Origin of the sequence: Nocardioides sp. GY 10127, assembly GCF_004919085.1 — a bacterium.
GTDB lineage: Bacteria > Actinomycetota > Actinomycetes > Propionibacteriales > Nocardioidaceae > Nocardioides.
In genome coordinates, this window is record NZ_STGL01000001.1 from 377,871 (window position 1) to 403,379 (window position 25,509).

The 25,509-nt window shown below is 71.8% G+C and carries 28 protein-coding genes; 15 read left to right on the plus strand and 13 right to left on the minus strand.

Annotated features, from left to right (window positions below):
- Window positions 1-119: 119 nt before the first annotated feature.
- Both acnA and E8D37_RS01665 read right to left on the minus strand, forming a co-directional pair.
- Window positions 120-2,810 (minus strand): aconitate hydratase AcnA, encoded by a 2,691-nt coding sequence (gene acnA, locus E8D37_RS01660; RefSeq protein ID WP_136567998.1) that lies wholly within the window; start codon window positions 2,808-2,810, stop codon window positions 120-122.
- A 281-nt stretch (window positions 2,811-3,091) separates the two neighbouring features.
- Complete coding sequence (locus tag E8D37_RS01665; RefSeq protein WP_240770119.1) at window positions 3,092-3,928, minus strand: oxidoreductase; 837 nt, start codon at window positions 3,926-3,928, stop codon at window positions 3,092-3,094.
- A gap of 402 nt (window positions 3,929-4,330) precedes the next feature.
- Between E8D37_RS01665 and E8D37_RS01670 the strand changes: the two genes are divergently transcribed.
- The 6 genes from E8D37_RS01670 to E8D37_RS19675 all read left to right on the plus strand — a co-directional run bounded on the left by E8D37_RS01670 (window position 4,331) and on the right by E8D37_RS19675 (window position 9,816).
- Window positions 4,331-6,505: a glutamine synthetase III gene (locus E8D37_RS01670; RefSeq protein WP_136567999.1), complete on the plus strand. Its 2,175-nt coding sequence runs from the start codon at window positions 4,331-4,333 to the stop codon at window positions 6,503-6,505.
- A gap of 272 nt (window positions 6,506-6,777) precedes the next feature.
- Window positions 6,778-7,419: a bacterial transcriptional activator domain-containing protein gene (locus tag E8D37_RS01675; protein WP_168929570.1), complete on the plus strand. Its 642-nt coding sequence runs from the start codon at window positions 6,778-6,780 to the stop codon at window positions 7,417-7,419.
- A gap of 94 nt (window positions 7,420-7,513) precedes the next feature.
- The gene (locus E8D37_RS01680) at window positions 7,514-8,833 is read left to right on the plus strand and encodes a hypothetical protein (RefSeq protein ID WP_136568001.1); all 1,320 of its coding nucleotides are present in this window, start codon (window positions 7,514-7,516) and stop codon (window positions 8,831-8,833) included.
- 46 nt (window positions 8,834-8,879) lie between these two features.
- Entirely contained in the window at window positions 8,880-9,104 is a 225-nt protein-coding gene (locus E8D37_RS01685; RefSeq protein WP_136568002.1) for a hypothetical protein, read from the plus strand.
- A 69-nt stretch (window positions 9,105-9,173) separates the two neighbouring features.
- Window positions 9,174-9,665, plus strand: coding sequence for an ankyrin repeat domain-containing protein (locus E8D37_RS01690; protein WP_168929571.1), 492 nt, complete (start codon window positions 9,174-9,176; stop codon window positions 9,663-9,665).
- 7 nt (window positions 9,666-9,672) lie between these two features.
- Window positions 9,673-9,816 (plus strand): hypothetical protein, encoded by a 144-nt coding sequence (locus E8D37_RS19675; RefSeq protein ID WP_168929572.1) that lies wholly within the window; start codon window positions 9,673-9,675, stop codon window positions 9,814-9,816.
- Between the two features lie 235 nt (window positions 9,817-10,051).
- On the opposite strand, the gene E8D37_RS01695 is transcribed toward E8D37_RS19675, so the two are convergent.
- The gene (locus E8D37_RS01695) at window positions 10,052-11,242 is read right to left on the minus strand and encodes a methyltransferase (protein WP_136568004.1); all 1,191 of its coding nucleotides are present in this window, start codon (window positions 11,240-11,242) and stop codon (window positions 10,052-10,054) included.
- 71 nt (window positions 11,243-11,313) lie between these two features.
- Between E8D37_RS01695 and E8D37_RS01700 the strand changes: the two genes are divergently transcribed.
- On the plus strand, window positions 11,314-11,967 hold the full coding sequence (locus E8D37_RS01700; RefSeq protein ID WP_240770131.1) for a TrkA family potassium uptake protein: 654 nt from the start codon (window positions 11,314-11,316) through the stop codon (window positions 11,965-11,967).
- Window positions 11,964-12,635 (plus strand): TrkA family potassium uptake protein, encoded by a 672-nt coding sequence (locus E8D37_RS01705; protein WP_136568006.1) that lies wholly within the window; start codon window positions 11,964-11,966, stop codon window positions 12,633-12,635. Before E8D37_RS01700 ends, E8D37_RS01705 begins: the two co-directional genes overlap by 4 nt.
- A gap of 57 nt (window positions 12,636-12,692) precedes the next feature.
- Here the strand turns inward: E8D37_RS01705 and E8D37_RS01710 are convergent, their stop codons facing one another.
- The 4 genes from E8D37_RS01710 to dut form a co-directional block, all read right to left on the minus strand.
- On the minus strand, window positions 12,693-13,430 hold the full coding sequence (locus tag E8D37_RS01710) for a DUF3159 domain-containing protein (RefSeq protein WP_240770120.1): 738 nt from the start codon (window positions 13,428-13,430) through the stop codon (window positions 12,693-12,695).
- On the minus strand, window positions 13,423-13,839 hold the full coding sequence (locus E8D37_RS01715; RefSeq protein ID WP_136568007.1) for an OB-fold nucleic acid binding domain-containing protein: 417 nt from the start codon (window positions 13,837-13,839) through the stop codon (window positions 13,423-13,425). Before E8D37_RS01715 ends, E8D37_RS01710 begins: the two co-directional genes overlap by 8 nt.
- Window positions 13,840-13,848: 9 nt before the next feature.
- Window positions 13,849-14,616: a DUF3710 domain-containing protein gene (locus E8D37_RS01720; RefSeq protein WP_136568008.1), complete on the minus strand. Its 768-nt coding sequence runs from the start codon at window positions 14,614-14,616 to the stop codon at window positions 13,849-13,851.
- 96 nt (window positions 14,617-14,712) lie between these two features.
- The gene (gene dut, locus E8D37_RS01725; RefSeq protein WP_136568009.1) at window positions 14,713-15,168 is read right to left on the minus strand and encodes a dUTP diphosphatase; all 456 of its coding nucleotides are present in this window, start codon (window positions 15,166-15,168) and stop codon (window positions 14,713-14,715) included.
- Between the two features lie 77 nt (window positions 15,169-15,245).
- Here dut and E8D37_RS01730 point away from each other — a divergent pair, with 77 nt between their 5' ends.
- Both E8D37_RS01730 and E8D37_RS01735 read left to right on the plus strand, forming a co-directional pair.
- Window positions 15,246-15,734 carry a DUF3093 domain-containing protein gene (locus tag E8D37_RS01730; protein ID WP_136568010.1) on the plus strand — a complete coding sequence of 163 codons (489 nt, stop codon included), beginning with the start codon at window positions 15,246-15,248 and terminating at the stop codon, window positions 15,732-15,734.
- Between the two features lie 89 nt (window positions 15,735-15,823).
- A complete protein-coding gene (locus E8D37_RS01735) occupies window positions 15,824-16,111 on the plus strand; it encodes a DUF4235 domain-containing protein (RefSeq protein ID WP_136568011.1) in 288 nt (95 codons plus the stop codon).
- A gap of 81 nt (window positions 16,112-16,192) precedes the next feature.
- Here the strand turns inward: E8D37_RS01735 and E8D37_RS01740 are convergent, their stop codons facing one another.
- The 3 genes from E8D37_RS01740 to E8D37_RS01750 form a co-directional block, all read right to left on the minus strand.
- A complete protein-coding gene (locus tag E8D37_RS01740; protein ID WP_136568012.1) occupies window positions 16,193-16,483 on the minus strand; it encodes a DUF4193 domain-containing protein in 291 nt (96 codons plus the stop codon).
- Window positions 16,484-16,759: 276 nt separating this feature from the next.
- Window positions 16,760-17,614 (minus strand): inositol monophosphatase family protein, encoded by an 855-nt coding sequence (locus E8D37_RS01745; protein WP_240770121.1) that lies wholly within the window; start codon window positions 17,612-17,614, stop codon window positions 16,760-16,762.
- Window positions 17,611-18,792 carry a ferrochelatase gene (locus E8D37_RS01750; RefSeq protein ID WP_136568013.1) on the minus strand — a complete coding sequence of 394 codons (1,182 nt, stop codon included), beginning with the start codon at window positions 18,790-18,792 and terminating at the stop codon, window positions 17,611-17,613. Before E8D37_RS01750 ends, E8D37_RS01745 begins: the two co-directional genes overlap by 4 nt.
- Before the next feature lie 151 nt (window positions 18,793-18,943).
- On the opposite strand from E8D37_RS01750, the gene E8D37_RS01755 reads away from it, so the two are divergent.
- From E8D37_RS01755 to E8D37_RS01765, 3 genes are all read left to right on the plus strand, one after another.
- The gene (locus E8D37_RS01755) at window positions 18,944-20,143 is read left to right on the plus strand and encodes an MFS transporter (protein ID WP_240770132.1); all 1,200 of its coding nucleotides are present in this window, start codon (window positions 18,944-18,946) and stop codon (window positions 20,141-20,143) included.
- A gap of 161 nt (window positions 20,144-20,304) precedes the next feature.
- Window positions 20,305-20,859 (plus strand): SigE family RNA polymerase sigma factor, encoded by a 555-nt coding sequence (locus E8D37_RS01760; protein ID WP_136568015.1) that lies wholly within the window; start codon window positions 20,305-20,307, stop codon window positions 20,857-20,859.
- Window positions 20,856-21,509 (plus strand): hypothetical protein, encoded by a 654-nt coding sequence (locus tag E8D37_RS01765; protein ID WP_136568016.1) that lies wholly within the window; start codon window positions 20,856-20,858, stop codon window positions 21,507-21,509. Before E8D37_RS01760 ends, E8D37_RS01765 begins: the two co-directional genes overlap by 4 nt.
- A 27-nt stretch (window positions 21,510-21,536) precedes the next feature.
- On the opposite strand, the gene E8D37_RS01770 is transcribed toward E8D37_RS01765, so the two are convergent.
- Entirely contained in the window at window positions 21,537-22,289 is a 753-nt protein-coding gene (locus E8D37_RS01770; RefSeq protein ID WP_346763575.1) for a trimeric intracellular cation channel family protein, read from the minus strand.
- Between the two features lie 120 nt (window positions 22,290-22,409).
- Between E8D37_RS01770 and sepH the strand changes: the two genes are divergently transcribed.
- Window positions 22,410-23,384, plus strand: a complete 975-nt coding sequence (gene sepH / locus E8D37_RS01775) for a septation protein SepH (protein WP_168929573.1) — start codon at window positions 22,410-22,412, stop codon at window positions 23,382-23,384.
- A 23-nt stretch (window positions 23,385-23,407) separates the two neighbouring features.
- On the opposite strand, the gene E8D37_RS01780 is transcribed toward sepH, so the two are convergent.
- Window positions 23,408-24,244 carry a sulfurtransferase gene (locus tag E8D37_RS01780; RefSeq protein WP_136568018.1) on the minus strand — a complete coding sequence of 279 codons (837 nt, stop codon included), beginning with the start codon at window positions 24,242-24,244 and terminating at the stop codon, window positions 23,408-23,410.
- A 65-nt stretch (window positions 24,245-24,309) separates the two neighbouring features.
- Between E8D37_RS01780 and E8D37_RS01785 the strand changes: the two genes are divergently transcribed.
- Window positions 24,310-24,972 (plus strand): thymidine kinase, encoded by a 663-nt coding sequence (locus E8D37_RS01785; RefSeq protein WP_136568019.1) that lies wholly within the window; start codon window positions 24,310-24,312, stop codon window positions 24,970-24,972.
- A 71-nt stretch (window positions 24,973-25,043) separates the two neighbouring features.
- Here E8D37_RS01785 and E8D37_RS01790 read toward each other — a convergent pair whose 3' ends face one another.
- A complete protein-coding gene (locus E8D37_RS01790) occupies window positions 25,044-25,394 on the minus strand; it encodes a hypothetical protein (protein ID WP_136568020.1) in 351 nt (116 codons plus the stop codon).
- Window positions 25,395-25,509: the final 115 nt, after the last annotated feature.

Here is a 25,509-nt window from a genome sequence, read left to right on the forward strand (position 1 = left end):
TCCTCACGTCACGACGGCCCTGCGCGGAGGGGGGCTGACCGGAGATTTCTCGGGTGATCCGAACAGGCCGACGGCCCGCCGTCCGGATGGACGACGGGCCGTCGGTGAGGAGCTGGTGCTCAGCCCTTCTTGAGCAGGCTGCGGAGCACGTACTGCATGATGCCGCCGTTGCGGTAGTAGTTCGCCTCGCCGGGGGTGTCGATGCGGACGACCGCGTCGAACTCGACGTCGGCGGCGCCGCCGGTGGCCTTGACCTTGACGGTCTTCGGCGTGGTGCCCTCGTTGAGCTCGGTGATGCCCGAGATCGAGAAGGTCTCCTCGCCCGTGAGCCCCAGGGACTCGGCGGACTCGCCGGCCGGGAACTGCAGCGGGACGACGCCCATGCCGATGAGGTTCGAGCGGTGGATGCGCTCGTAGGACTCGGCGATGACGGCCTTGACGCCCAGGAGCGCGGTGCCCTTGGCGGCCCAGTCGCGGCTGGAGCCGGAGCCGTACTCCTTGCCCGCCAGGACGACGAGCGGGGTGCCGGCGGCGGCGTAGTTGACCGAGGCGTCGTAGACGGTGGTGACCGGAGCGTCCTCGAAGGTGAAGTCGCGGGTGAAGCCACCCTCGGTGCCCGGCGCCACCTGGTTGCGCAGGCGGATGTTCGCGAACGTGCCGCGGATCATGACCTCGTGGTTGCCACGGCGCGAGCCGTAGGAGTTGAAGTCACGCTGCTCGACGCCGTTCTGGGACAGGTACAGGCCCGCGGGCGAGTCCTTCTTGATGGCGCCGGCCGGCGAGATGTGGTCGGTGGTGACCGAGTCGCCGAGCTTGAGCAGGACGCGGGCGCCCTCGATGTCGGTGACCGGGGCCGGCTCGTCGGGCATGCCGTCGAAGTAGGGCGCCTTGCGGACGTAGGTGCTGCTCTCGTCCCAGGTGAAGGTGTTGCCCTCCGGCGTCGGCAGCGAGCGCCAGCGCTCGTCGCCCTTGAAGACGTCGGCGTAGGACTCCGCGAACATGTCCGAGTTGATGGCGCCCCGGATGGTCTCCTCGACCTCGGCCGGCGAGGGCCAGATGTCCTTGAGGTAGACCGGGTTGCCCTCGGTGTCGGTGCCGAGCGAGTCGTTGAACAGGTCGACCTTCATGTTGCCGGCGAGCGCGTAGGCGACGACCAGCGGCGGGGAGGCCAGGTAGTTCATCTTGATGTCGGGGCTGATGCGGCCCTCGAAGTTGCGGTTGCCCGAGAGGACCGACACGACAGCCATGTCGTTCTCGTTGACGGCCGCGGAGACCTCGGGGATGAGCGGGCCCGAGTTGCCGATGCAGGTGACGCAGCCGTAGCCGACGAGGTTGAACCCGAGCTTGTCGAGGTAGGGGGTCAGGCCCGCCTTCTCGTAGTAGTCGGAGACGACCTGGGAGCCGGGGGCGAGCGTGGTCTTGACCCACGGCTTGCGGGTCAGGCCCTTCTCCACGGCCTTCTTGGCCAGGAGCGCCGCGCCGATCATGACGCTCGGGTTCGAGGTGTTGGTGCAGGAGGTGATCGAGGCGATCGTCACCGCACCGTTCTCGAGCTCGAAGGAGGTGCCGTCCTCGAGGACGACGCCGACCTTGGCGTCCACGTTCTCGGTGTAGGTCTTGACGTCCTCGGCGAAGTTGCCGGAGGCGGAGGTGACCTCGATGCGGTCCTGCGGACGCTTCGGGCCGGCGATCGACGGGACCACGGTGGCCAGGTCCAGCTCGAGCTTCTCCGAGTAGCGGGGCTCGGCCTCGGGGTCGAGCCAGAGGCCCTGCTCCTTGGCGTAGGTCTCGACGAGCGCGACCTGCTCCTCCGAGCGACCGGTGAGCCGCAGGTAGTTGGTGGTCTCGCCGTCGATCGGGAACACCGCGATGGTGGAGCCGAACTCGGGGCTCATGTTGCCGATGGTGGCGCGGTTGGCCAGCGGCAGCGCGGCCACACCGGGGCCGTAGAACTCGACGAACTTGCCGACGACGCCGTGCTTGCGGACCATCTCGGTGATCGTGAGCACGAGGTCGGTGGCGGTCGAGCCCTCGGGCAGCGAGCCGGAGAGCTTGAAGCCCACCACGCGCGGGATCAGCATGGAGACCGGCTGGCCGAGCATCGCGGCCTCGGCCTCGATGCCGCCGACGCCCCAGCCGACCACGCCGATGCCGTTGACCATCGTGGTGTGGGAGTCGGTGCCGACGCAGGTGTCGGGGTAGGCCAGCAGCTCGCCGTCCACCTCACGGGTGAAGATCGTGCGGGCGAGGTGCTCGATGTTCACCTGGTGCACGATGCCGGTGCCCGGGGGGACGACCTTGAAGTCGTCGAACGCGCCCTGGCCCCAGCGCAGGAACTGGTAGCGCTCCTTGTTGCGCTGGTACTCGATCTCCACGTTGCGCTCGAACGCCTCGGGGGTGCCGAACACGTCGGCCATGACGGAGTGGTCGATGACCATCTCGGCCGGGGCCAGCGGGTTGATCTTGGTGGCGTCACCGCCGAGCTCCGCCATGGCCTCGCGCATGGTGGCGAGGTCGACGACGCAGGGGACACCGGTGAAGTCCTGCATGATCACGCGGGCGGGCGTGAACTGGATCTCCTTGTCGGGCTGGGCCGACGGGTCCCAGCCGGCGAGCGCCTTGATGTCGTCCGCGGTGATGTCGGCGCCGTCCTCCGTGCGGAGGAGGTTCTCCAGCAGGACCTTCAGGCTGAACGGGAGGCTGTCGACGTCGAGCCCGTCGCCCTTGACCGCGTCGAGGCGGAAGATCTCGTAGGACTTGCCGTCCACGTCCAGGGTGCTCTTCGCACCGAAGCTGTCCTGACTTGCCACAGGCCCTCATCTCCTCTGCCGCGCCGTCGCGACGCGATGATCCATCGGTGGGGATAACTGCTGGGTTACCGCGTGCCATCTTGCCGCCGCCGGTCCCGCCCGTGAAAGGAAGGCTCCCCTAAGTCGGAGCGCTCGCCCCTCACCAGGGCCGGACGGCTGGGGCGGCAGGTCCTCGGCCCCAAACTCTCTTGATGTCAAGATACATGACGTCAAGGAAGATTGCGAGCGCTTCTCCCCCGGCGCGCCGCCGCTGCCCGGCCCCTGCGGGTCACCACTCCAGGTCACCCCTGGGCGAGCACCGCGTTGTCCTGCCACGCCTCCCAGTCGGCCAGGCGCTTCTCGTAGTCGGCCTTGGCGATCGAGAGCGGGGACGTGCCGAGGAACGCCCGCAGCGGCGGCTCGTCCGCGTCGACCAGGGCCAGGACCGCGCGCGCCGAGGCCGTGGGGTCGCCCCGGTGTGCGGCCACCTGGGCCCGCATCTCGTCGACCCGCGCGTGCAGCGCCTCGTACTCGTCCATGCGCTCGGAGTGCCGGGCGGACGACCCGCTCCAGTCCGTCTCGAAGCCGCCCGGCTCGATGAGGGTCGTCCTGATCCCGAACGGCGCCACCTCCTGGGCCATGGCCTGCGTCCACCCCTCCAACGCCCACTTCGAGGCGTGGTAGGCGCTCCAGATCGGGAAGGCGGAGATGCCGCCGATGGACGTCACCTGCAGGACGTGCCCCGAGCCCTGCGCCCGCAGGTGAGGCAGGGCCGCCTGGGTGACGGCGACCGCGCCGAAGAAGTTCGTCTCCATCTGCGCGCGCAGCTCGGCCTCGGTCACCTCCTCGGCGAACCCGAAGTGGCCGTAGCCGGCGTTGTTGACCACCACGTCCAGCCGACCGAAGTGGGCGTGTGCGCGGTCGACGGCGGCGGTGGCTGCCGCGGCATCCGTGACGTCCAGCGTGAGCGGGAGGACGGCGTCCCCGAACCGCTCGAGGAGGTCGTCCAGCGTGGAGGCGTCCCGGGCAGTGGCGGCCACCCTGTCCCCGCGCTCGAGAGCGGCGATCGTCCAGGCGCGCCCGAAGCCGCGGGACGCGCCGGTGAGGAACCAGGTTTTGTGCATGTCGTCGTGGGTCATGTCCTCGACGCTAGGACCTGGAGCGCACTCCAGCTCAAGCCCGTGGGGGTGGGACCCGGGGAACGGCGAGGTCCTTCTTCAGCGCCGGCCGCCACGTCGTGGCGCGCCTGCGTGGTCGCGTGGCCTGGCGCACAGGTCGTGTCTAGACGCCTTGCAGAAGGCGGGGCGTGACCGTCCGGCGCATCGCAAATGTCACGCCGCTGCAAATCGGCTGACACATGACCGGCGCTAGGTTCGGCCCGCCGGATCGGCTCCGGTGACAGTCCGGCGCGCGGTGCGCCGGTGGGTGGCTCCGTCGTCGGCGGAGAAGAGCTGGGAACGCCCCGGACACCTGTTGAACCGTCGACGAACCGGGCGGCTTCACGCCGCACCTGTCGTCCACTAGGGAGAATGTGAGAGCCCATGACCACCAGCGACGCACGCATCGACTCGATCAGCGAAGTCCTCAGCCGCGAGCCTGTCGAGACCTCCGAGATCCGGCCGCTGAGCGAGATCTGGGCCTGTGACGTCTTCAACCTCGCCACGATGGAGGAGGCGCTCTCCAAGAACGCCTTCAAGGCCATGAAGAAGACGGTCCAGACGGGCGAGCCGCTCGACCCGGCGACCGCGGACGTCGTCGCGGCCGCCATGAAGGACTGGGCGATCAGCAAGGGCGCGAAGTTCTTCTCCCACGTCTTCTACCCGCTGACCAACATCACCGCCGAGAAGCACGACGGCTTCATCGTCACCAACTCCGACGGCAACGCCATCACCGAGTTCACGGGCAGCCTGCTGATCAAGGGCGAGCCGGACGGTTCGTCCTTCCCCAACGGCAGCCTGCGCATGACGAACGCGGCCCGCGGCTACACCGCGTGGGACCCGACCAGCCCGGCCTACATCATGCAGACCGCGAACGGCGCGACGCTGATGATCCCCAGCGTCTTCATGTCCTGGACCGGCGAGTCCCTCGACAAGAAGATCCCGCTGCTGCGCTCCAACGCCGCCATGGACAAGGCCGGTCGCAAGGTCCTGGCCCTCATGGGCGAGACCGACATCGCCCCGCTCAACTCCAGCTGCGGGGCCGAGCAGGAGTACTTCCTCGTCGACCGTCAGTTCGCGACCGCACGCCCCGACCTCCTGCTCGCGGGCCGCACCCTCTTCGGCGCTCCCCCGGCCAAGGGCCAGGAGTTCGACGACCACTACTTCGGCGCCATCCCCGAGCGGGTGCAGGTCTACATGCAGGACGTCGAGGACACGCTCTACCGCCTCGGCATCCCTGCCAAGACCCACCACAACGAGGTCGCCCCTGGCCAGTTCGAGATCGCGCCCTACTACGAGGCCGCGAACGTCGCCTCGGACCACCAGCAGCTGCTGATGACCGTCCTCAAGGCCACCGCGCTCAAGCACGGCTTCGTCTGCCTGCTGCACGAGAAGCCCTTCGCCGGCATCAACGGTTCCGGCAAGCACGTGAACTGGTCGGTCGGCAACGCGACGCAGGGCAACCTCCTCGACCCCGGCTCCACCCCGGAGGAGAACCTCCAGTTCCTGGTGTTCTGCGGCGCCGTCATCCGCGGCGTGCACCTCTTCGGCCCCCTGCTGCGGGCCGTCATCGCCACGGCCTCCAACGACCACCGCCTCGGCGCGAACGAGGCGCCGCCCGCCATCCTGTCGGTCTACCTCGGCGACCAGCTCGAGGCCGTGTACGACGACATCGCCTCGGGCAAGGTCGCGTCGTCGAGCGACGGCGGCCTGATGGACCTCGGCCTGGCGCAGATCCTGCCGTTCGAGCGGGACCCGGGCGACCGCAACCGCACGTCGCCGCTGGCCTTCACCGGCAACCGCTTCGAGTTCCGGGCCGTGGGCTCCTCCCAGTCGGTGTCGGGCCCGTTGGTGGCGCTCAACACCGTCCTGGCCGACTCCCTGGAGTGGATCGCCGGGCGGCTCGAGGCCGAGCTCAGCGGTGGCTCCGAGCTCCCGGTGGCCGTCGCGACGGTCCTCAAGGAGGTCATGGAGCTGCACGGCGCGGCCGTGTTCGGCGGCGACGGCTACTCCAGCGAGTGGCACGAGGCCGCCGTGAAGGAGCGCGGCCTGCGCAACCTGCCGACCAGCGCGGACGCCCTCCCGGTCTTCACCGAGCCGGCGGTGGTCGAGCTGTTCGAGTCCACCGGCGTCCTGTCGCCGGTGGAGCTCCACAGCCGCTACGACGTGTACGCCGAGCAGTACATCAACAGCGTCCTCGTCGAGGCGAAGCTCGTCGTCGACCTGGGCAAGACGGTCATCTACCCGGCCGCTCTCAGCTACCTCGCCGACCTCACCTCCACCTACACGGCGGTCGGCGGCCTCGGCACCACGCTCGACACGTCCGTGGCGACGACCATCGCCGAGCACTGCAACGGGCTGCTGGCGACCGTCACCGAGCTCAGCGCGGAGCTGGAGAAGGAGGACTTCGACGACGTGGTGGCCCACATGACGCACATCGCCACGACCGTGCGCGGCCTGATGGACCAGGCCCGCGTCCACGCCGACGCGCTCGAGTGCGAGGTCGCCGACTCCGCCTGGCCGCTGCCGAAGTACCGGGAGATGCTCTTCATCAAGTGACGCCACCTGAGGACGGGCCCCGCAGCGTCACCTGAGCACGGGGGCTCGTTCTCCAGGCCGGCGTGAATGCGGCCCCTGGCTCTGCGAGACGTCTGACGACGACTTTCGGGGCCAGGGGCCGTCCCTTCCCTGTTCCGCACCAAGACCGACGAGCGGGACCGACCCGGCGCAGCCAGACGTTTCAACTGCGAGCGTCGGACAGGTGGCCGATCACGTTCCTTGCGTTCCACCCTGACGGCGTTACCGCCAATGTCGTTGCAGACATCTTCAACGTGAGTGCTTCGCGCATCCGTCCGGACGCCGTGGCGATTCGAGATTGGCTGGGGACCAACCCGCGGACCGGTGACCTCCACCTTCCGAAGCAGACGCCGACGAACCGCGCCGACGGCTACCGGGTCACGGACCTTCTGGTCGACGCGGACCTATTCCGCAGGCTTCGTGCCCGCGGTCAGGCACGCGGGGAATCCGGGATGGAAGACCTCACCCAAGCCCTCCGCTTGGTAGCCGGTAAGCCGTTCGACAGCCTCAGAGCGAACGGCTGGAACTGGCTCCTCGTCGACGAACTCACCTATGAAGCACTCCCTTGCGCGATCGTCGACACCGCGCACCTGGTCGTGCTCGACGCCCTCAGGCGAGGCGATGCCGAGCAAGCGCGCACGGCGGCCGAGACCGCCTGCAAGGCGTCGCCCTATGACGAAGTGAGCCGTCTCGACCTCGCGAAGGCATTGGCGGCCGGCGGGCACACCGACGCTGCGGCGAAGCTCTTGAGCGAGGACGTCTTCAACGGCCGCGACGACGCTCAGGCACCCATCGACCTTCCGAAGCGAACGAAGGACGTGACCGCGAAGAACGGATGGGGACGTCGGGGCGGCGCCACGCGCGGACGTACGCCGACCCGCCCGCAGGCGTCGTAGTCGGCCGGAGCGCGCTGCCACTCTTGATCCCCTGGACTCGTCGTGATGTGTCGCAGGGTCTCGATATCGTGGGACCACTCACCGAGGGAGACCAATGAGCGACACCGACGGCACGATCGTGCCCGTATGGACCCTGTCCACCACCGAGGGTTCAACCGTGCCCGCATTTGCCGACGAGGGAACTCTGACTTCCGAGCGCCTGGGCGAACTCCGCTCGGCCCTCGCCGCGTTTGCGTCAGCGCCCCTGGTCACGCTCGAAGCGCATCCACTCCCGGCGAAGCGCGATCGCTCCCTTGTGGGTCTCCCGCTTGACGGCATGAGCCCCTTGGCCAAGGAACTCTCCCGCCTCGTCACGACCACGTCGAAGACTCCGGCTGTTCAGCAGGCGACGCAGTCCGGCGAAGTGCTCTACCGGATGCACGTGCCCGCGAAGGTGGCCGCTCAGTACGGCAAGGGACTCGTGAAGCCGATGACCTCCAAGGCTGTCGACGGCGGCGTGTACGGCGACCTGGTCGCTGGTGCTGGCAAGAGCGCGATCGCGGCCAAGGCAACCTTCGTTCCCGTTGAGGCCGCCTCGGCCGGCGCGACCGGAACCGCAGTCGGAGCCGCTGCGGGCACAGCTGCGGCAGGAACAGCGATGACGGTGGCCGCACCCTTGGTCCTCATGGCCGTGGCCGTCGGTACAAGTGCCTATGCCGACCAGCAACGCCAGAAGGCAATCGAGAACATCACCGGGCTCCTGGAGAAGTTGCACGACGACAAGCTCGAAGCCGAGCGGAGCGAGCTCGACGGCTGTCGCGACGCGATCGACAAGGCAACCACCCTGCTGCTCGACCGCGGCAAGGTCGGCTCATCCCTGGGCTTGGACTCGGCAGTCCATGCGATCAGCACCGCCACCCAGCGCGCCGAGACGCGCGTGAAGAAGTGGCAGGCCGCCCTGGACACCGTCCGCGAGGACGACCACGTCGACGTTGCCAAGCTCGAAGAGGCGTTTCCGGGAGTAGCCGGAGAGGGCGGCGAGTTCCGTGCCCACCTGGAAATGGCCGCTCTCGCGATCGCGCTCAAGCGTCGGGTGATCGTCCTCCAGGGCGTCGAAGCGGGACAGAGTGACCAGGACAACCCGTTCGAGAACTTCGTGCGGAGCCTGCGCGACGACCAGCAGCGGATCAATGAACTTGAAGAGCGCATTGGAGGCGTCCTTCGGCAGCTGTCAGCGCTTGAGTTGCGCTCGCCCAAGCGCCTGATCGACAAGGTGATGACGCGCAAGCAGGTCGACACCCTGCTCGAAGTGTCGTATCGCCTCCGCGCCCTCGCCCCTGCCGACTCCGCGGTCCGGACTGGATCCGACGTCGTGATCGAGATCGAGAAGCACAAGGACGGAACCCTCTTGGTGCTGCCTGCGCGCGCTTCCTGACAATCGCACGCGGCCGTGACAATCAGGGGAAATTCTCATCCTCAGCATGCTGATCAACATCCGCGGCTCGCATCCCATACTACGAGCCGCAGCACCCTGGAGCGGCTCTCCAGGAGGCCCCTTCATGGCATGGTTCAGTCGTCGCGACCAGCAAGAGGCCGTCCCGGTGCGCGAGCTGTCCGAGTTAGACAAGTCGCTCTTCCGCGCGAGTTCTGCGACCGAACTGGAGTCGCTGATCAGCAGGGGAGCCAACGTTAATGCCGACGACTAGGGCCGCTGGAGTCCCCTCCACTACTGGGTCATCAGCCTTAGTGAGCCGCCCACGTCTCCCCCGGAAATGGTGAGCGTTCCCCTCCGCAACGGGGCGAACCCAAACCTCCGTGACGGCGGTGGGGAAACACCTCTTGATCGAGCGGCCGACTGGGGCTATCGAAGCCCCGCCATCGTCGAGGCGGCCGCCCTCCATATTTCTCACGGCGCCCAAGTCGATGCCCGAGGTTCCAATGGCGGAACGGCCCTCCACTGGGCCGCGAACATGGGATCAGCGGAGATGGTTCAACTGCTGCTTCGTTCCGGCGCGGAGGTCGACGCTTGGACGAACGTCTCTAAGGGGAAGGTCGAACCGAACTTCCTCGGCAAGATCCCGCACCAAGAACTGCCGCTCCTAGGAGAAGCAGTCCAGGTTCTCACGCCCGAACCGGACGCCTTCTTCCAGTACTCGATCGCTGAGATCGAGGACGAGTACATCACCGAAGAGGAACTGCACAGCCACATCGCTCGGATGGCTGAGCGGCCGCCTGGCGACCGAGATCGACGAGGTATTCGACGCTGAAGCAGCCATGCACCACCTCGGCCATACCTCCAAGACCATTACCGAGCGCCACTACATCAACCGCAAGCTCGTCGTCCCCGACTACCGGGAGGCCACCGAGCGCCTTGCCCCGGGGTGCGACCCGGCCGACGGGCCTGCACGCGGAATCTGAGAGCCTCAGCAACCAGTAACGGCTCCTCGACGTCCCCATGGTCCGTAGATGTCTTCCACGGCCTCTAAGGGCCGTTCTGAGCGTCATGGCACGTGTCATGGCAGGTTCGTGCGCCCGGCGTACGAGCAGGGCTGAAGGGGGACTCGGCTTTTGCAAACCGAGCCCAAGGTGAGCCTTGAGAGCCACTTTCGGAGACTCAGCCACTCGAGAGCGAGACACTGCACCCCAGGTGAGATCAGCTTTTCTCCAGCAGCGCGACACATTCCACGTGATGCGTCATCGGGAACAGGTCGAACGCCCGCAGGGCGACGAGCCGGTACCCGTGCTCGGCGAACAGCGCGACGTCCCGGGCCAGGGCGGCGGGGTCGCAGGCGACGTGGGCAACGGCGCGAGGGGTCCGCGCCACCACCTGCTCCACGACGGCCCGCTTCGCGCCCTCCCGCGGCGGGTCCAGGACGACGAGGTCGACGTGGCCGGCGGCGAACCGGCCGGCCAGGACGGTTGCGACGTCACCTGCCTGCACGTGGACGGACGCGGGGCTGTCAGCCAGGTTCCGCACCGAGTGCGAGGACGCTCCGGGGTGACCCTCCACGAGGGAGACCGAGCCCTGCTCCCCCACCGCCTCGCCGAGGAAGCGGCCGAACAGGCCGACGCCGGCGTAGAGGTCGAGCACCGACTCCCCCGGCTGCGGCGCGAGGGCCTCCAGCACCGCTGAGACGAGCGTGTCGGGCGCGGCCGGGTGCACCTGCCAGAAGCCGTCCTCGGCCACGGAGAAGGCCGTGCCGTCCACGACATGGTCGGAGCCCGCGTGGGCGTCGATCAGGCAGTCGTCGACCTCGACGACCTCGTGGCTGCGGTGCTTGCGCATCCCGGTGCGCCCCTCGCCGAGGTCCACGTAGCGCTGGCGGGTGCGCCACCGCAGGCCGTCGTCCGGGCGCCCCGGCACGGGGACGGCCTCCACCTGGACGGTCGCCGCCACGCCGTCCTCGAGGCCTGCGATCCGCCGCAGCTGCTCGCGCACCACCGCCGTCTTCCAGGCCCGCTGGGCCGGCAGGGACACGTGCTGGAGGTCGCACCCGCCGCACCCGCCGGGCCCCGCCACGGCGCACGGGGGCTCGACGCGGTCGCTGGAGGGCTCGAGCACCTCCACGGCGTCCGCCCGCCAGAACCTGTCGCCGTCGGCGCCCTCGGTGACCTCCGCCACCACCCGCTCGCCCGGCAGGGCGTGCCGCACGAACAGCACCGGACCCTCCTCGGGCCGCAGGACACAGAACCCGCCGTGGGCCACCGGACCGACGACGCCCTCGATCCTGGTGCCGACGCGGGACGCCCCGCGGGCCTTGCGGGCGCGGTTCGGGCGCCCCCCGGACGTCCGGGCACCGGGTCGTCCTCGCCCTCGCGGGCTGCCGTTCTCACGCTGGGCCACGGACCAGAAGGCTACGCGGGTCCACCCACGCGCCGTGGTGCGGATACCGTGGTCCCGTGCACGTCGTGATCATGGGCTGCGGCCGCGTCGGGTCCACGCTGGCCCGCTCCCTCGAGGACCGTAACCACACCGTCTCGATCATCGACAGCGACCCCGACGCCTTCCGGCGCCTCGGCCCCGGCTTCAACGGCGACAAGGTCGCCGGCGTCGGGTTCGACCAGCAGGTCCTCGAGAAGGCCGGCATCCGTCGCGCGGACGCCTTCGCGGCCGTCTCCAGCGGCGACAACTCCAACATCATCGCCGCGCGCGTGGCCCGCGAGACCTTCGGCATCCAGACGGTCTGCGCCCGCATCTACGACCCGGGCCGCGCCGAGGTCTACCAGCGGCTCGGCATCACCACGGTTGCCACGGTGAAGTGGACGTCGGACCAGGTGCTCCGGCGCATCCTCCCGGCCGGCGCCGAGCCCGACTTCCGCGACCCGTCCGGCAAGGTGCGCGTCGACCACATCCTCGTCCCGCAGGTCTGGATCGGCAGCCGCACGATCCTGCTCCAGGCCCGCAGCCGCTCCCGCATCGCGTGGATCGACCGGCTCGGCGAGGGCATGCTGCCGACGCGCGAGACCGTCCTGCAGGAGGGCGACGTGCTGCACCTGGTCATCCAGGAGGAGCTCGCCGCGCACACGTTCGCCGTGCTGTCCGCAGGCCCCGAGGAGGAGCAGCAGTGAGAGTCGCCATCGCCGGCGCCGGCGCCGTCGGCCGGTCCATCGCCCGGGAGCTCATCGGCAACGGCCACGAGGTCCTGCTCATCGACAAGAACGCCTCGTCGATCAAGCCCGAGCGCGTCCCGGACGCCGAGTGGCTGCTCGCCGACGTCTGCGAGCTCTCCTCCATGGAGGAGGCCCGCCTCGACCGCTGCGACGTGATGATCTGCGCCACCGGTGACGACAAGGCCAACCTCGTCGCCTCGCTGCTCGCCAAGACGGAGTTCGGCGTGCCGCGCACGGTGGGCCGCGTGAACCACCCCAACAACGAGTGGCTCTTCAGCGAGGCGTGGGGCGTCGACGTGAACGTCTCGACGCCGCGCATCATGTCGGCGCTCGTGGAGGAGGCCGTCGCAGTCGGCGACCTCGTCCGGCTCTTCACCTTCCGCCAGGGCAACGCCAACCTCGTCGAGATGACGCTGCCCGAGGACTCCCCCTTCGTGGGCCGCTCGCCGCGCGAGTTCCCGCTGCCGGAGAACTGCGCGCTCACCACGATCCTGCGCCAGGGCCGCGTCATCACCCCCGACCCCGACGAGCCGGTGCTGGCCGGCGACGAGCTGCTGCTCGTCGTCCCCGCCGACAGGGAGGACGAGGTCGAGCACCTGCTCGCCCCGTCGATCCACCCGGGCTGAGCTGGGCCGGCCCGAGCACCGAGCCGCGCACGCCCGAGGGCGGGCCGGCAGCGCCGCTCAGGCGGCGGCCGGCTCCACGGGCGTGCGGTTGCGGCCGAGGACCCAGAGCATGGCCGCCAGGGCGGCGAGCTGGAGCGGCCACCCCAGGGCGATCTTGAGGATCCCGAGCACGGCGACCGCCGCCCCCGCATCGAGGACGCCGTACGTCCCGGCCAGCCAGATGGGCAGCTGCACGACGACGCGGAGCATGCAGGGCGCGGCGAGCAGCCAGGTGAGGCGCGAGCACAGCGCGACGACCTGACGGTCCTGCCGCCACTCGGTCGGCTCGCCGGTCACCGAGCCCACCATGAATCCGACCAGCGGCCAGCGGACCAGGTTCGAGGCGGCCAGCCCGACCGCGTAGACCCCGTTGTAGAGCAGCCCGGGCAGGAAGTAGGCCAGGGCCTGGGCGTCCTGGTCCCCGCCGCGGCTGGCCGCGATGTGGACGAACAGCCAGCCGATCCCGATGCCCACGAGCGCGTTGAGCACGAACTGCACCGAGGAGCGCTGGGCGAGCCGCACGACCAGCAGCAGCACGGCCGCGGCGATGGACACCGTCAGCGCGAGGCGCAGGTCCTTCACCACCAGCCACGTGAGCGTGAAGAGCAGGGTCGGGACGGCGGCCTCGACCATGCCCCGACGTCCGCCGAGGGCCTTCGCCAGCTGGGCCCGCACGACCGCCTCCACCGTGTCGGGGGTCGCGTGGGCGCCGGCGGGCGCGGGGGAACCGGCAGGGGCGGCGTGCGGGTCAGTCACCGTCGGTGGGCACCATCTCGTAGCGGGGGTGGTACAGGACGCGTCGGTCGTCGCGGCGGGTGATGCGGCCCTCGACCACGAGGCACACGCCGGGGGCGAGCCCGGTGATCCCGGAGCGTCCGAGCCACACCAGCGTGATGGCGCCGGTCTCGTCGCAGAGGTCGGCCTCCAGGGCCGGTCCGCCGCCCACCGACACCGGGCGGACCTCACGCACCGTGCCCCGGACCCGCACGAGGTCGCGATCGGGCGCCCCGGCGATCGAGGAGACCCCGACCCGCACCACGGGCATGGGCATGGTGTCCGGGGAGGTCGGGACCTGCCCCGGCTCCAGCTTCAGGGTCGGCGATGCGGCCTTCTCGGGCGTCGGCTTCTTGCTCCGGCCACCACGCCAGCCTCGGATCTCGGGCACCGCAGGATCCTAGCCCTCGGTCGGGGGCTCGGGCTTCTTGCCGACATTGCGCACGCGAGGGTGGCTGTGGGTGTGCTGGTGGGGCGCCGGGGCCCCCGCGGCGACGGGCCGCTGGCCGGTCGGCCGGGCGTTCTCCGGCAGCACCAGCGGGAGCGCCTCGCCCACGGGCATGGCACCCGCGCCGCGGCGCACCGCCACGGTGGACAGGATGGCCTCCCAGCGCGCGGCCGCCTCCGGCGTCCGGGCTGCCCCGCCGATGAACGTGGCGCGCAGCAGCCAGCGGGAGCCGTTCACCCCGATGATCCGGGACGGCTGCACGGCCTCGCGGCCGTCGGGCATCGTCCGGCGCACCTCGCATTGGAGCTCGGGCCCGAACCGGCCCTCCCGCTCCTCGACGGTGCCGCCGCGACGCTGCATGTCCGCCGCGATCTGCGGCCGGACCTCCGACCACAGGTCGCCGTTGCGGGGAGCCGCGAAGGCGCGGAGCTCGAGCGCGCCGTCGGGGCCGGCCAGGATGACGGCCTGGACCTCGCCGGACGCCTCGTCGACCTGGAGCCGCAGCTCCGTGCCTGACACGGGCAGGACGAGCAGGGAGCCCAGGTCCACGCGCGTGACGTTGGCGGGCGGCTCGGGCATGTCGTCCACGTCGAACGGGCCACGCTGCTGCTCGGGCCGGGCGTCGCCGTCCGCCCCGCCGTCGGCGGCCTCAGCGGCCTCGACGGCCCCCGTGGCCTCGTCGGTCTGAGGCTCGGCGGCCTGCTTGCGGCGGAATCTCACCTGGTGCTCCTCGGGCTCTTCCTCGGGCGCGGACGTGCGGACGATACGTGGACGTGCGTGATCACGCAGGTTCTTCGCGCACCCTCGGCCTTTCCCTCAGGCGCCGACGAACCCACCGGTGGAACCGTAGCCCCCGTCACCCCGCACGGAGTCAGGGAGGTTGTCGACGTCCACGAAGAGGGCCTGCTCGACGCGCTGGATCACCAGCTGGGCGACCCGGTCCCCGCGTCGCAGCTCGATCGGCTCGGTGCGGTCGAGGTTCACCAGGAGCACCTTCACCTCGCCCCGGTAGCCGGCGTCGACCGTGCCCGGCGTGTTCACGATGGACAGCCCGTGCCGCGCCGCGAGCCCCGACCGGGGGTGGATGAGGGCCACGAACCCCTCCGGCAGGGCGATCGCCAGGCCGGTCGGCACGAGCGCACGCTCTCCCGGCTCCAGGCGGACGTCGACCGTGGTCGTGAGGTCCGCGCCAGCGTCGCCGGGGTGCGCGTAGGAGGGCAGGGGGACGTCGGGGTCGAGTCGGACGACCTGGACCTGGAGCTGATCGGGCACCCGCCGAGCCTAGTGGTCGGGGCGGACAGGGCACCCGGAGCACGGGTCCCGGCGGCCCGGGTGGAAGACTGACCCCCGTGACCAGCACCCCGTCCTACAGCGAGCGCCTCTCGGTGCCCCTGCGCTGGTGGGTGCAGGCCACGATGATGATCGCCACCATCTGGCTCGCCGTCGCCGTCGCCGCCCCGCTCTGGGCGGCCTGGCTCGTGGCCCTGGTCTGCCTGGCGGTCATCGGCCTCCTGTTCGTCGGCTACGGCGCCGCGCGCATCGAGGTCGTCGACGGGCACCTGCGGGCGGGTCCCGCCCGGCTCCCGCTCGCCTACGTCGGCGCCGTGGACGCCCTCGACCCGACGCGGACCCGCATGGTCGCCGGCCGCGAGGCCGACCACCGCGCCTACCTGCTGCTGCGGCCGTACCGCAAGCGCGCGGTGCGCGTCGAGGTCACGGACCCGCGCGACCCGGCCCCGTACTGGCTCCTCAGCTCCCGGCGTCCCGACGAGCTCGCCCGGGCCCTCTCCGCCGCCGTCGCGGACTCCGCGGCCGCCGCGCCGCGCACCGACGCCTGACCCCCACGCACAGGCTGCACCGGCGCCCGGCGACCGACCCACCCGCCGGGGGCGTCCGCACGGGTCCACGCCTCGATAGGGTGCTGCTCATGGCGAAGGGATCGAAGGCTTACTCGACGGCCGCGACGGTGTCCGCGGTCGGTGCCGCGTTCGTGGCACGCAAGGTTCTCACCAGCACGTGGCAGGCGGCCACGCGGCGCAAGCCGCCGGCCAACCCCGCCGACCCCGACGTCGAGATGTGGGAGGCGGTCCTGTGGGCGGTGTCCACCGGCGCGGTGGTGGCGGTGGCCCGGATGCTCGCGCAGCGCCGGGTGGCGGAGTACTACCGCAAGTCCACCGGGGAGCTCCCGCCCGGCCTGGAGCCGGACGGCCAGTAGCCCCGGCTCCTCCAGGAGGAGACACGAAGGGCCCGACACCGCGAGTGCGGTGTCGGGCCCTTCGTGCGTTGCGGACCGCGCTCAGGCGCAGTCGATGCAGATCATCTTCTTGGCGTCCGCGAGAGCGGAGCGGTGGTGCACCAGGAAGCAGCTCATGCAGGTGAACTCGTCCTCCTGCTTCGGCTTCACCTCGACGGCCAGCTCCTCGTGCGAGAGGTCGGCCCCGGGGAGCTCGAAGGACTCGGCGGCCTCCGCCTCGTCCTCGTCGACCTTGCCGGAGTTCTTGTCGTGGCGGCGCGCCTTGAGCTCTTCGATGCTCTCCTCGGAGGAATCCTCCTCGTTCTTGCGCGGTGCGTCGTAATCTGTCGCCATCGGCCTACTCCCTTCCTTGGAACCGGGTCCCCCGGTCCGGAGGGGCGGCATGACGCGCCCTCCTGCCCTGTCGGCGCCACAGTGTGCACCATGAGGTCCCTGTGACCAACACCGGTCTGGTGTGCCCCCGCTCAACGGGGAGTGCCCGCACCGTATTCCGTGCTGGTCAGGCTGTCCTCACCGGCCACGTGTGATCTGTCCCACGCGGGGCCCATCGGCAGGGACCGGACCGGCCTGAGCCACGTCTGCGCAGGTCACGCAGCCTGCTGCGGTCCGCTAGACGCGTGTGAGCCCGGCCTCGTCGATCGCTGCCCGCAGCGTGTCGAACGTCGCCTCCGGCGCACACAGGACGAGGGTGCGACCGCCGACGCCGGTCAGCTGCTCCGCCCGGGCACCGGCGGCCCGGGCCACCAGCAGCGCCGCCGCGTAGTCCCAGTGGTTGACGGCCTCCTCGACGTAGGCGTCGACCCGGCCGGTGGCCACGGCGCAGAGGTCCAGCGCACAGGAGCCCATCCGCCGGATGTCGCGCACCTGCGGCAGCAGCTTCACCATCGCCTCCGCCTGGAGCCGGCGCAGGTCCCGGTCGTAGCTGAAGCCCGTGGCCAGCAGCACCTGCCCCAGCGGCACAGCGGCGCGGACGCCGACCGGGCGGCCGTCGCTGGTGCCCCGGGGCCCGTCGCTGGTGAGCAGGGCCGCGTGCTCAACGTCCTTGGCGACGTCCAGGACGACCCCGGCGACCGTGAGCCAGCCCTCGGGCGTCTCGACCTCGGCGGCGACGCTCACGGCGTACTGCCCGAGGTCGTAGAGGAAGTTCACGGTGCCGTCGATGGGGTCGAGCACCCAGCGCACGCCGGAGGTTCCGGCCTCGTCGTCGCCCTCCTCCCCCATGATCGCGTCGTCGGGACGTCGCGCGCGCAGGAGCGTGCGCAGCAGCTCCTCGGTCGCCCGGTCCGCCTCGGTGACCACGTCGACGTCGCTGGACTTGGTCGCGGCCACCTCGACGTGGCCCGCCCGCTTGGTGCGGACCAGCTCGCCGGCCGCAGCCGCCACCTCGTGCGCCACCTCCAGCAGGACACCCGGCAGCGCGGCGTCGACCGACGACGGCAGCACCAGGGGGTCGGGGCCGGTCACGCCGGAGCGTCCGTCGTGGTCTCCAGGGGGTCGCTGCCGCACAGCGCGGGACGCAGGTTCCGCGGGTTCGCGCAGCAGCCCTTCGGGCACACGTCCCAGCTGGGGCCGAACGAGCCGACGGCGGCCCGCGCGACGTCCTCGCCGCGCTCGACAGCCGCGCGCTCGGTGAGCAGGTCCCGCACCATCGCCACGAAACGTCCGTCGGTGCCCGCCGTGGCGGAGCGCCGGGCGGGCAGACCCAGCCGCTCGGCGGTGGCCATGGCCTCGGTGTCGAGGTCGTAGATGACCTCCATGTGGTCGGAGACGAACCCGACGGGGATCATCACCACCGCCGGCGCGCCCGCCTCCGACAGCGCCTCGAGGTGGTCGTTCACGTCGGGCTCCAGCCACGGGATGTGCGGGGCCCCGGAACGGGAGCAGTAGACCAGCGCGTGCTCGTGCTGGACGCCGGTCTCGGCGGCCACCCGCGAGACCACCTCGGCCATCACCGACCGGTGCTGGGCGACGTAGGCGCCACCGCCCTCGTAGTCGACCTCGGGGTTGCCGCTCTGCGCGTTCATCGACTCGGGGATCGAGTGCGTGACGAAGGCCAGGTGCGCCCCCGCGCGGACCTCCTCGGGCAGGTCCGCGAGCGAGGCGAGGACCCCGTCGACGACCGGCTCCACGAAGCCCGGGTGGTTGAAGTAGTGGCGCAGCTTGTCCAGGCGCAGCGGGGCGCCGTCCAGCCCGCCGATGCCCTCCAGCGCGTCCCAGAGGTTCTCGCGGTACTGCCGGCAGCTCGACCACGAGCTGTAGGCCGACGTGGCGACCGCGGCCACGCGGGTCACGCCGTCGGCCGCCATCTGCGCGAAGGTCTCCCCGAGGTAGGGGTCCCAGTTGCGGTTGCCCCAGTAGACCGGCAGGTCGATGCCGGCCTCGAGCAGGTCGGCGCGCAGCTCGGCCAGCAGCGCTCGGCACTGGTCGTTGATGGGCGACTTCCCGCCGAAGAGGAAGTAGTGCTCGCCCACCTGCTCCAGGCGCTCGCGCGGGATGCCGCGGCCACGCGTGACGTTCTCGAGGAACGGCACGACGTCCTCGGGCTTCTCCGGCCCGCCGAACGAGACGAGCAGCAGGGCGTCGTAGGGGCTGACGTCGACGGGCGCGGGGGCGGTGCCCGGCTCGGGCGCGGGGGTCTGCATGGCACTCATCGTAGGAAGCGGCTCCTCACCCCAGCGGGGCGACCCGGTCGCACCCCGGGGCGCGCCCCGGGCGAGGGGTCCAGCCCTCGGTGACAGGGATGGCGACGGGGATTCCGCGCCCGCCTGAGAGTTCTCCTAGCCTCGACCCGTGATGAGGACCTACGGCGCCGTGCTGGCCACGCCGGGCGCGCTGGGGTTCACCGCCGCGGGGCTGGTCGGCAGGCTGCCGATCTCGATGACCGGGCTGGGCATCGTCCTGCTGGTCCAGTCCTCGTCGGGCTCCTACGGGCTGGCCGGCTCCGTCTCGGCCGCGTTCATGGTCGCCAACGCCGTCCTCGCCATCGCCCAGGGCCGGCTGCTGGACCGGCTCGGGCAGGGCCGCGTGGTCACCGTCGCCTCCGTCGTCTTCGGGGTGAGCCTGGCCCTCCTGGTGGTCTCGGTGCAGGCCGACTGGCCGCTGGTCTGGGTCTACCTCCTCGCGGCCTGCGCCGGTGGCGCGCAGCCGCAGGTCGGCTCCTGCGTCCGCGCACGCTGGTCCCACGTCCTCCAGCGCCCGGCCGACGTGCAGACCGCGTTCGCCCTCGAGGCCGTGCTCGACGAGCTGGTCTTCATGACCGGACCGATCGTCGTCACGCTGCTCGCGACCGGGGTCAGCCCGGCCGCCGGCCTCGTCTCCGCCGTCGTGGTGGGCACGGTCGGGGGGCTGGCCTTCGCCGCCCAGCGCGGCACGGAGCCGCCCGCCCACAGCGCCCGCCGGCACGAGAGCCCCGGGCCGCGCCCGCGCATGCCCTGGGCCACCGTGCTGCCGCTCGCCGTGGTCTGCTCCGCCCTCGGGGTGCTGTTCGGCGCGGCGGAGGTCGTGACCGTCGCGTTCGCCGCCGAGAAGGGGCACGCGGCCGTCTCGGGCGCCCTGCTGGCGCTCTACGCCCTCGGCAGCCTCCTCTCGGGCCTGGTCACGGGCACCATCGCCTGGCGGTCGGGCCCCGCCACCCGCATCCGCTGGGGCGCTGCCGGCATGACCGTCGCGCTGGTGCCCCTCGTCTGGACCCCGAACATCGCGCTGCTCGGCCTGTTCCTGCTCGTCGCCGGCGCGGCGATCTCCCCCACGATGATCGGCGCCATGTCGCTCACCGAGGCCACGGTCCCGCGGGAGCGGCTGACCGAGGGCATGGCGGTCATGCAGACCGGCCTGGTCGCCGGCGTCGCGCCGGGTGCCACCCTCGCCGGTCTCGTCGTCGACCACGCCCACTCCTCTCTGGGCTACCTCGTGCCCATCGCCGCCGGCGCCGTGGCGGCCCTCGCCGCGCAGGCGATCCCGCGGCGGCGGCGCGGGGCCTCGGCCGAGGCCTGAAGTCTGCGGCCTGAAGTCTGCGGGCCGAAGTCTGCGGGCTGCGGGTGCCGACACCCTCACGGCGCGGCGTCCAGGATCTCCTGCCCCCACGTCCGAACCTTTGACGTGCCCGACCGCGTCGTAGGGGCAGGGCCGGAGGGACCGGCCGTCGAGGAGGACACGTGGCACGCGAACCTCAGGGCCGGAGGGCGGAGTTCACGGCCTTCGCCGAGGCCCGCCAGCAGGCGCTGCTCAGAGCGGCGTACCTCATGGTCGGCGAGCAGTCGCTGGCCCAGGACCTGGTGCAGGAGGCGCTGACGAAGACCTACGTCGCCTGGCCGCGGCTGCGCCGCACCGAGGCGGCCGAGGCCTACACGAGGCGGGCCATCACCACCACGGCGATCAGCTGGTTCCGCCGCAGGTCGTGGTCGGGCGAGCGGGCCACCGACGTCCTGCCCGAGGCGGACGGCGCCGCCCTGCGGGACCACGCGGACGACGTGGCGCGACGCGACTGGCTGTGGGCCGGCCTGCAGCAGCTGCCGCCGAGGCAGCGCGTGGCGGTCGTCCTGCGCTACTACGAGGACCTCACCGAGGCGCAGACCGCCGAGGCGATGGGCTGCGCCGTCGGCACGGTCAAGAGCCAGGTCAGCGCGGGCCTGCGGCGCCTGCGCGAGCACCTGGGGCCCGACGCCGACCTCCTCCCCCACCCCGACGACCTGACGGGAGCCTCCCGATGACCGACGACCTGCGCAGCCTCCTGCACCAGCGCTCCGAGGAGATGTCACCCCTCGGCGTGGACCTGGTCGCCGTCACGCGAGAGGGCGGACGGCGCGTGCGACGGCGCCGCGTCGCGACCGCCGTCGGCGGGGTCGCGGCCGTCGCGGTGGCCGCAGTCGCCGTGGCCTCGCTGCACGGGGCCGCGCCCCGGGCCGTGGAGCCGGCGGGCCCGGTCCCGAGCGCGAGCACGAGCCCGGGCACCACCGCCTCGGCGGCGCCCGGGCTCCTCACCTTCAGCGACGACGACGGGCTGGTCACATCGCCGGAGCAGGTGCCCCGGAAGCTCGGCTCCACCTCCCAGTCCTTCCAGGACTTCGTGACCGGGCAGATCGAGCAGCTGATCGCGACGTCCACCTGCGCCGACGGGCAGCCCCGCGTCGACGTCGAGGTGTTCCGCAGCGACGGCTGGGCCCTGGGCGGCGTCGGGGACTGCGGCGGCTACCTGGCCGTGTGGCGCGAGACCGACGGCACCTGGTCGGAGGTGCTCGGCGGTCAGGACGTCTGGGCCTGCGCAGACCTCGAGGCGCTCGGAGCCCCCAGCGACGTCGTCGGCACGCGCTGCTGGGACGAGGACGGCACCGGCGACGTGATCCGGTACCGCCACGACTGACGGCCCGGCTCCACAGCCGGGCGGACGTCAGACGCTGGCGGGCCCCTTCGGCACGGGGGCCTGCCAGTGCAGCCACACGGCGAGCAGGCGCCACACCAGCGCCACCGCCGCCCCCGCGAGGCTGACCACGAGCAGGGGCAGGTCCACCGGGAACCAGGAGGCGGTGCCCAGCACGACCACCACGGCCCCCGCGAGCGCCGGGAAGGCGTAGAGCTCGCCGCGGAAGACCACGGGGACGCGTCCGGCCAGGACGTCGCGCATCATCCCACCGCCCACGGCCGTGGTCATCCCCAGCAGCGCGGAGGGGAACGGGCCGAGCCCGGCCTCGAGTGCCTTGAGCGCCCCCGCCACGCAGAACAGCGCCATGCCCGCCGCGTCCAGCACGAGGACGACCCGCTCCATCCGCCCGAACGTCGGGTGGAACCAGAACACCGCCGCGCCGCCGAGCACGGGCGCCAGCAGGTAGCGCCAGTCGGCCAGCGCGGCCGGCGGCACGTCCCCGATGAGGACGTCGCGCACGAGACCGCCGCCCAGGCCGGTGACGCCGGCCAGCACGAGCACCCCGAAGAGGTCGAGCTCCTTGCGGACGCCCACCAGCCCACCCGCGGCCGCGAACACGACGATGCCGAGCAGGTCGAGGACGACGAGCAGCGAGCCGGGGTCGACCAGCGGCGTGGCCACCTCGGGCGTCACGGTCTGCCCCACGCGTCCCAGGAGCACCAGAGGGGTGAGAAGACTCACCGGCGAGCCCGTGACGAGGGCGGGGAGCAGGGTGGACACGGGACGGCAGGCTACCGACGTCCCGGCTTCCCGACCTGCTCTGACGTAGCCTTGGCCCACCGGAGACCCGGGAGCCGACCGAGAGGGTCGGTGGCGTGCGCAGGAGGAGGTGGCCCGGACGTGGTGCACCTGACCCTCGCGGGGATCAGCGGGGACGGGAAGCAGCTCGTCCTGGTCAGCGACGCCGGCGTGAGGTTCACCCTCGACAACGACTCCCACCTCCGCGCCGTCCTGCGCGGCGAGCAAGCATCCCAAGGCCGGTTGGAGATCACCATGGACAGCGCCCTTCGCCCCCGCGAGATCCAGGCCCGGATCCGCGCCGGCGAGACCCCCGAGGCGGTCGCCGAGGCGGCGCGGACCAGCGTGGAGAAGATCCTCCCCTACGCCGGCCCCGTCCTGGCCGAGCGCGAGCACATGGCCCAGCGCGCCCAGGGCTCCTCCGTCCGTGGTCGCACCGGCGAGGGCCCGCGCATCCTCGGCCGCGCCGTCACCGAGCACCTCTCCGACGTCGGCATCACCACCGAGGTCGTCTCCTGGGACTCCTGGCGCCGCGAGGACGGCCGCTGGGTGCTCGTCGGCGAGTTCGCCACCCCGTCCCGCACGGGCATGGCCCGCTTCACCTTCGACCCGCCCGGCAACTTCGTCGTGATGGACAACGAGGAGGCCCGCTGGCTGGTCGGCGAGCCGCAGCCGGAGCCCGAGCCGGCGCGCGACGACCTCCAGCAGGCCCGCGAGCGCCGCCTGGCCGCGACCCGCGTCGACGACGAGGACGCGCTCACCTTCGTGGCGCCCGTCGAGGCCTACCTGGACGTCCCGGTGGACGCCCCCGCCGAGCCCGCCGTCACCCAGGCACCCGCCGCCCCGGCTCCGGCCGCGAAGGCACCTGCCGAGCCGTCGACCGTCACGGCTCCGGCGGCCGCCGAGACCGCCATGGAGCCCGCCGACAAGCCCAGCCCCGCTCCCGCAGCCGAGGTCGAGGAGCCCACGGCCGAGGACGAGCCCGCGAAGCCGACCCGCCGGCCGGTGCGGAAGTCCCGCGGCCGCGCGTCCGTCCCGAGCTGGGACGAGATCATGTTCGGCGGGTCCCAGGAGTAGGACCCCCGCGCGCTCGGCGCGGCTCAGCCGCGCTCGACGGGCCTCCTGGGGTCGCTGACCCAGTCGCTCCAGCTGCCGGGGTACAGCGCGGCGTTCACGCCGGCCACCGCCAGTGCCAGGACGTCGTGGGCGGCGGTCACGCCGCTGCCGCAGTACACCGCCACGTCGGCGCCGGGGACCGCGCCGAGCGCCGCGTAGCGCGCGGCCAGCCGCTCGGCGTCCAGGAAGCGGCCGTCCTCGCCGAGGTTGCCGCTCGTCGGCGCGTTGAGGGCCCCGGGGACGTGCCCGGCGACCGGGTCCACCGGCTCCACCTCGCCCCGGTAGCGCTCGGCCGCCCGCGCGTCGAGCAGGACGTCCGCCTCCTGCGCGGTGCTCGCGTCGACCGTCGGCAGCCTGCCCGGCGTCAGCTCGACGTCCCCGGCAAGGACGCTGGTGGGGCCGAGCTCCACGGCACCGCCCTCCTCGCGCCAGGCGCTCCAGCCGCCGTCCAGCACGGCCACGTCGTCGACGCCGTGGTGCCGCAGCAGCCACCAGCAGCGAGCGGCCGCGTGCCCGGACCAGTCGTCGTAGGCGACGACCGGGACCCCGGCGCGCACCCCCGCCGCGCGCAGCGCCTCCTGGAGCACCCCCTGGTCGGGCAGCGGATGCCGCCCTCCGGAGCCGCCCGGGCCGGAGTGCGGCGGCGCGGCCAGTGCTGTGTCGAGGTCGAGGTAGGCAGCGCCCGGGACGTGGCCCTGCTCGTGCTCGTCCGGCCCTCCGGGTCCGCCCAGCCGGTAGCGGACGTCCAGCACCGTGACCGGCGTCCCCTCCTCCAGCAGCGTGCGCAGGGCCTGGGCGGTGACGAGCGGACCGAACGGCATGCGGCCATCATGCCGCGCCGGGCCCGCCCACCGTCGCCGGAGCGTCCGTGAGAGGATCACGCCCCGTGGCCGAGCTCCAGTTCTTCACCGGCACGATGGACTCCGGCAAGTCCACGTTGGCCCTCCAGACCAACCACAACCACGCCGCCCGCGGCCGCGCGGGGCGCATCTTCGTGACCCAGGACAGGGCCGGCGAGGGTCGGCTCTCCAGCCGGCTCGGACTCACGCACGACGCCCTCGAGGTCGGCCCCGAGTTCGACTTCTGGGGCTACGTCGTCAGCGAGCTCACCCACGGCGCCCGGATCGACTACCTGATCTGCGACGAGGCCCAGTTCTACTCCCCCGGCCAGATCGACGCGCTCGCCAAGGTCGTCGACGAGCTCCAGATCGACGTGTTCGCGTTCGGCATCCTCACCGACTTCCGCACCCAGCTCTTCCCCGGCTCCGCCCGGCTGGTGGAGCTGGCGGACCGGATGAACGTCCTCCAGGTCGAGGCCCTGTGCTGGTGCGGCAAGCGCGCCACGCACAACGCCCGCACCGAGAACGGCGTGATGGTGGTCGAGGGCGAGGTGGTCGTGGTCGGTGACGTCGAGCAGCCGGACCACGACGGGGACGCCGACGTCGACGTCGCCTACGAGGTCCTGTGCCGCCAGCACCACCGACGCCGGCTCACCGCCGCCCGCGCCAAGGCGGTCTCGCTCGCGCCCGAGCCGCTGCCGTTCGGGTGACGCCCGCGTCTGCTTCTGCATGATCGGGGTGGATGCGGTGCGTCAGGTGCACCGCATCCACCCCGATCCGGTCAGCCGTGGGTGAGCCAGTAGCGGCGGAGTGCCGCCCGCTCTGCGACCGGGTCCCCGTACGCCTCCGACCCGACCTCGCCACTCTGGTTCACCACCAGCGCTGCCAGCGATGGCTCACGGCGGCGCTGACAGTCCACGTTGACAAGGTCCAGGAGCCGGCCCAGCCCCCGGGGCAGGTAGGGCAGAGCCAGGTCCTCGACCACCTGTCCGTAGGTGCGGGTGGTGCCTTCGCGCGCGACGTGGACGAGGTAGGCACGCAACCGTGGCAGGGACTGGTGCGCCAGCTCCGTCACCGTGACGAGGCGCCCGTTGACCGGCACCTTCTCCCCGAGTCGCAACAGGATCTCCATGACACGATCATGCCCCCGTGACAGGTCGGCCGGCCGGTGTCCGGGTACCGACGGTCGGTCGCTTCCCTCTGCGCCGGAAGCTTGTCGGGGGGGGGGGGGGGGGGGGGGGGCCCCC

Bases quoted from the DNA above. Each gene is read 5' to 3' on its own strand.
- E8D37_RS01740 (WP_136568012.1), bottom strand. From the start codon at position 16,483: ATGGCGACAGATTACGACGCACCGCGCAAGAACGAGGAGGATTCCTCC.
- E8D37_RS01750 (WP_136568013.1), bottom strand. From the start codon at position 18,792: ATGCAGACCCCCGCGCCCGAGCCGGGCACCGCCCCCGCGCCCGTCGAC.
- E8D37_RS01765 (WP_136568016.1), top strand. From the start codon at position 20,856: ATGACCGACGACCTGCGCAGCCTCCTGCACCAGCGCTCCGAGGAGATG.
- E8D37_RS01665 (WP_240770119.1), bottom strand. From the start codon at position 3,928: ATGACCCACGACGACATGCACAAAACCTGGTTCCTCACCGGCGCGTCC.
- E8D37_RS01680 (WP_136568001.1), top strand. From the start codon at position 7,514: ATGAGCGACACCGACGGCACGATCGTGCCCGTATGGACCCTGTCCACC.
- E8D37_RS01670 (WP_136567999.1), top strand. From the start codon at position 4,331: ATGACCACCAGCGACGCACGCATCGACTCGATCAGCGAAGTCCTCAGC.
- E8D37_RS01685 (WP_136568002.1), top strand. From the start codon at position 8,880: ATGCTGATCAACATCCGCGGCTCGCATCCCATACTACGAGCCGCAGCA.
- E8D37_RS19675 (WP_168929572.1), top strand. From the start codon at position 9,673: ATGCACCACCTCGGCCATACCTCCAAGACCATTACCGAGCGCCACTAC.
- E8D37_RS01735 (WP_136568011.1), top strand. From the start codon at position 15,824: ATGGCGAAGGGATCGAAGGCTTACTCGACGGCCGCGACGGTGTCCGCG.
- E8D37_RS01790 (WP_136568020.1), bottom strand. From the start codon at position 25,394: ATGGAGATCCTGTTGCGACTCGGGGAGAAGGTGCCGGTCAACGGGCGC.
- E8D37_RS01780 (WP_136568018.1), bottom strand. From the start codon at position 24,244: ATGCCGTTCGGTCCGCTCGTCACCGCCCAGGCCCTGCGCACGCTGCTG.
- E8D37_RS01700 (WP_240770131.1), top strand. From the start codon at position 11,314: ATGGGCTGCGGCCGCGTCGGGTCCACGCTGGCCCGCTCCCTCGAGGAC.
- E8D37_RS01755 (WP_240770132.1), top strand. From the start codon at position 18,944: ATGAGGACCTACGGCGCCGTGCTGGCCACGCCGGGCGCGCTGGGGTTC.